Source organism: Microbacterium sp. H6, assembly GCF_003314775.1.
GTDB lineage: Bacteria > Actinomycetota > Actinomycetes > Actinomycetales > Microbacteriaceae > Microbacterium > Microbacterium oxydans.
Map to the genome: position 1 here is coordinate 337 of NZ_QOAY01000196.1, position 3,879 is coordinate 4,215.

At 66.8% G+C, this 3,879-nt stretch carries 4 protein-coding genes and 1 pseudogene; 2 read left to right on the forward strand and 3 right to left on the reverse strand.

The window, feature by feature from the left end; all coding sequences use genetic code 11:
* Positions 1–392 (forward strand): annotated as a pseudogene (locus DSP71_RS13115) (malate dehydrogenase); the annotation flags it as partial.
* Between the two features lie 54 nt (positions 393–446).
* On the forward strand, positions 447–923 hold the full coding sequence (locus DSP71_RS13120) for a dehydrogenase (RefSeq protein WP_113681300.1): 477 nt from the start codon (positions 447–449) through the stop codon (positions 921–923).
* A gap of 13 nt (positions 924–936) precedes the next feature.
* Here the strand turns inward: DSP71_RS13120 and DSP71_RS13125 are convergent, their stop codons facing one another.
* Genes DSP71_RS13125 through DSP71_RS13135 form a run of 3 tightly spaced genes read right to left on the reverse strand, consistent with a single transcriptional unit; the run spans position 937 to position 3,595 of the window.
* A complete protein-coding gene (locus DSP71_RS13125) occupies positions 937–1,578 on the reverse strand; it encodes a hypothetical protein (protein WP_058631564.1) in 642 nt (213 codons plus the stop codon).
* A gap of 33 nt (positions 1,579–1,611) precedes the next feature.
* Positions 1,612–3,300 carry an alpha/beta hydrolase gene (locus DSP71_RS13130; RefSeq protein WP_181800733.1) on the reverse strand — a complete coding sequence of 563 codons (1,689 nt, stop codon included), beginning with the start codon at positions 3,298–3,300 and terminating at the stop codon, positions 1,612–1,614.
* On the reverse strand, positions 3,281–3,595 hold the full coding sequence (locus DSP71_RS13135) for a hypothetical protein (protein ID WP_113681302.1): 315 nt from the start codon (positions 3,593–3,595) through the stop codon (positions 3,281–3,283). Before DSP71_RS13135 ends, DSP71_RS13130 begins: the two co-directional genes overlap by 20 nt.
* Positions 3,596–3,879: the final 284 nt, after the last annotated feature.

Sequence of the window (3,879 nt, forward strand, 5' to 3'; positions counted from 1 at the left end):
GCCGCCCCGTGCTCGAGCCGCTCGAGCAGATCGTGGGCGACGTGACCACCTGGCTCGACGAGACGTTCATCCCTCGCGTCGCCAAGCGTGGAGCCGAGATCATTCAGGTGCGGGGATCCTCGTCCGTGGCGTCTGCTGCGAGCGCGACGATCGACCACGTGCGCGACTGGGTACACGGCACCGACGACTGGACCTCGGCCGGCGTCGTCTCCCACGGTGAGTACGGGGTTCCCGAAGGCCTGATCTCGTCGTTCCCGGTGCGTTCGGTCGACGGCGAGTGGCAGATCGTCGAAGGGCTGGAACCGACGGACTGGGCACGTACCAGGATCGATGCCTCCGTCGCGGAGCTGGTCGAGGAGCGTGAGGCCGTTCAGGCGCTCGGCCTCTTGTGAATCCGGTCACCGCGACGCACGACGACAGGGCAGAATGGATGCCGGAGGTGCGCGATGAGCGAGACGATTGATCCCACGAAGACCACGGCATCGGTCGATGCGGCTCTCACGAGCCCCCTGCATCTGCCGCATGATGCCGCAGCGTGCCCGAAGTGCTTCACCGAGCTGCAGCAGAACCGCAACTTCTGGACGGCACGGCCAGACGGCTCACGGCTGGTAGGCCTCGTCGTGTCGCGAGAGGGCATGCCGTCGGTCGTCGAGCAGCGCGATGACCTCACCCGCTTCGGCGTGCCGATCGAGGGTTTCCGCCACCCGGCACCCGACATCCTGGAGAGCTGGAACGACCGCCTCGCCCGCCTCATCTCGACGCTGCGCACGGGCGACGTCGTCGTGGTCGTGAACATCAAGGCGCTCGGCCTCGACGCCGACGAGGGCGCACGCACCGTCGCCGAGCTGCGCAAGCACGGCATCATCGTCAAAGTGCTGAACCACGACGCCCGGCACCTGGCCGACGCGGCCGCCGCCCACTGACGGGCGACGATTCCTACGGCGTGGGCTTGGGCGTCGGGCCGAAGGCCGGCTCGCCGGGTGTCACACCGAAGAACAGCGGATCGCTCGGCGACTCCTCGCGCGGCAGGTACCCCTCGGAAAGGTTCGCATCACCGAAGAGCAGGTCCCCGAGCTCGTAACGGTCGCCGGGCCAGCACTTGGTCGTCGCCGTCACGAGCACGTTGCCGTTCGTGATGAACGTCACCGTCAACAACGAGAAGTCACCCTGCTCGCGCACGATCACATCACTCGACTGAGTCTCGCCCGACCCCAGATCCATGCCGTCGAGCTCGTAGCCCGCATCCGTGAGGTACTTCTGCACAGCGACGGATCGCTCGGCATGCTGCTCCGGGTCCACCTCCGTCGATCGGGCGAGAGAGAACTTGTAAGAACCGTCCGGGCATCCCGCCCCCGAAGGCTCCATGCCGAATGAGCCCCCTGGAGCCTCCCACGGGCCGTCGAAGATCAGCGCCTGGACGCCGTTCGTGACCTCCCGATAGTCGAGGTAGTGCTGCTTCGCCTGGGCGACGAGCTCGTCGCCGGTCGGGGTCGCCATGCCGTCTCCTTCATTCGTGCACCCGGTGAGGGCGAGCGCGAGCACCGCCACCGCCGCGGTGATCCGCCAGCGCTTCCCCATCCGCCCGCCCCTTGCTGCCGTTGCCACCACGGCTCAGTTCCACGCCTGGCCGTTAGCCACGATGTAGGCAATGTTACGGAAGGATTCCGAATCGCGAGCGAGGTACCCGTTGTCTTCTTCCCACCAGCCCCAGATACTGTTGCCGCCGTCGTGCGCCGCGTGGCCCGGGGTTCCGAGGCCGTCCTCGGTGCCGCCGCCCACTTTCGGCACGGTGCCGCCGTCGCTTTCGAAGCTGATCGCTCCCGGCAGCTCTTCGGGGTTGGTGCCGTGTCCGAAGGAGCTGTGCTCACCGTAGCGGGCGACCAGATCGCCGGGAGCCCGCGACGCGTAGATCTGCGTGCCGGAATAGTCCATCGGATCATCTCCGGTCCACGTCTGGTGGTAGCCGTCCGGCACTCCCGCCGAGCCGACCGCGATCAGATTGTCGACACCGAGGTTGTCTGGGGATCCACCAACCGCCAGGAAAGCGGTCGTGCTGCCGTACGAGTGCCCGATGACGGAGGTGGTGACGCTCGACGACACCTCGTTGTCGAGCCCTCGCAGCGTGGTGCTCAGAGTCGCGGCCCCCTCTGTGGCGCTGCCCATCGTGTGCTCGGTGAGAAGGTTGGGCGAGTCGTATCCGTACCAGGCGATCGTCGCCGACCTGGTCCCGTCGTTGTACCCGTCGGCGAAGAAGTTCAGGTCGCGTGCGCTCTGCCCCCATGCCTCGAGGTCTCCGAGGCCCGAGAACATCCCGCCGACGAGCACGTTCACGTTGGTGACACCTTTGAGCGGGTCGACGGGGTTCCCGTTCTCATCCTGAATGGTCACGCCGTACATGACGGCAGCGGTGGCTTGCGGCTGCTCGAACGGGTTGAACATCAGCAGCTGCCCCTGGAACCGGTTGATCTCGATACCGAGGTCCTTGAACTGCGTGTCCAACGGCTCGCCGTAGGGTCCGGCGTCGATCACTCGTTCATACGCCGCCCTGTTGGCGAGCATGCGATCGAGGTAGGGCACGCCTTCGAGGTTTCCGATGAAGCCCGGATACGTGAGACGGAGCGCGTCGCGCTGTGCATCGGTGAGACCGTCCCAGATCTCCGTGACCTCGGCAGGGGTGTCGGCGTTCGCCAGCGCGTCGATCGCCGAGAGGGTCGAGTCGCTGAGGGTCGAGCCATCCGAACGGACGAGTCCGGCGATCGCTGCACCATACGCCTCGTCCCAGAGCGCGTATGCGGCTTCCCAGCTCTCCCAGAGGCCTTCGAGGGCGCTACGGGTCGTGGCGAGCGAGCTCTGCGCGTCGATGACGTCCTGTTCCGCGGTCGAGCGCGTGCTGGCGTCGTCGTCGGGGGTGCACATCTGCTGCTGGGACTGTGCGCTCTCGAGATCGGCGACCGCCGCCGCGTGCGCCGCATGCGCGGTCTCGATGTCGTCGATCAGATCGTTCGCGGTTCTGGCGTGCGTCGCGACAGCCTCACCGTAGGCCCGCACGACGTCGGCGATGCGGCCGAGTGAGGCGATGGTGGGGTTCATCCGATTGGCGAGCAGCCCCGATTCACGCTGCACCAGAGTGATGCTCTGACCTCGCCCCTCGAGGCCGCCGTCGATGTTGCGCAGCACGATCTGCGCGTTCCCTCCGGCGTCCGTGAGCTTTCCGAGGTCGGCATGGATCCCTTCGAGCTGCCCGCTGTCATACTCGATCTCCTCGAGCGTCCACCCGCGGTTAGGAGAGGTCAGCGACATAGTCGGCATCCCATCCGCTGCCCAGCGAGACGTCGAGCTCTTCGAACGACTCGTTGATGCTCGTCAGCCGATCGGTGACGCCGATCCCCGCGAGATGCTGCGCCCGCGCCTCGAGCATCGCCTGCCCCAGCGCGTTCTCGAGCATGACCCGCAGGCCTGTGCGCCCCGCGGGATTGCCGACGCCCGTGTCGCGCGCGGCGATGTCATTGGCGTACATGACGTAGTCACCGATCGAGAAGCTGATCTGCAGGACGGCGCCTTCGAGTGCGCGCTTGTCGATCTCGACGTCTGACATGGCTTCCCCCCGGTTCCGCCGCGATCCACCATAGCCGGACGCTCGCCCTGCGCCGATGGGGAGAACTGCCCATCGGCCCGTGATCTCCGGACCACAAGGCGCGAAGAAGGGGCCGACGGCGAACCGTCGACCCCTTCCCGAAAGCGCGTGTCAGCTGCCGGCGAGCTGCTGATCCAGATCCTGGATCGCCCGCATCATCCCCAGCAGCGACTCCGACATGTCGTTGATGCCATCGACCGCCGTCTTCAGACCCGTCGTCAGCTCCGTGTACCCCTCACCGAACT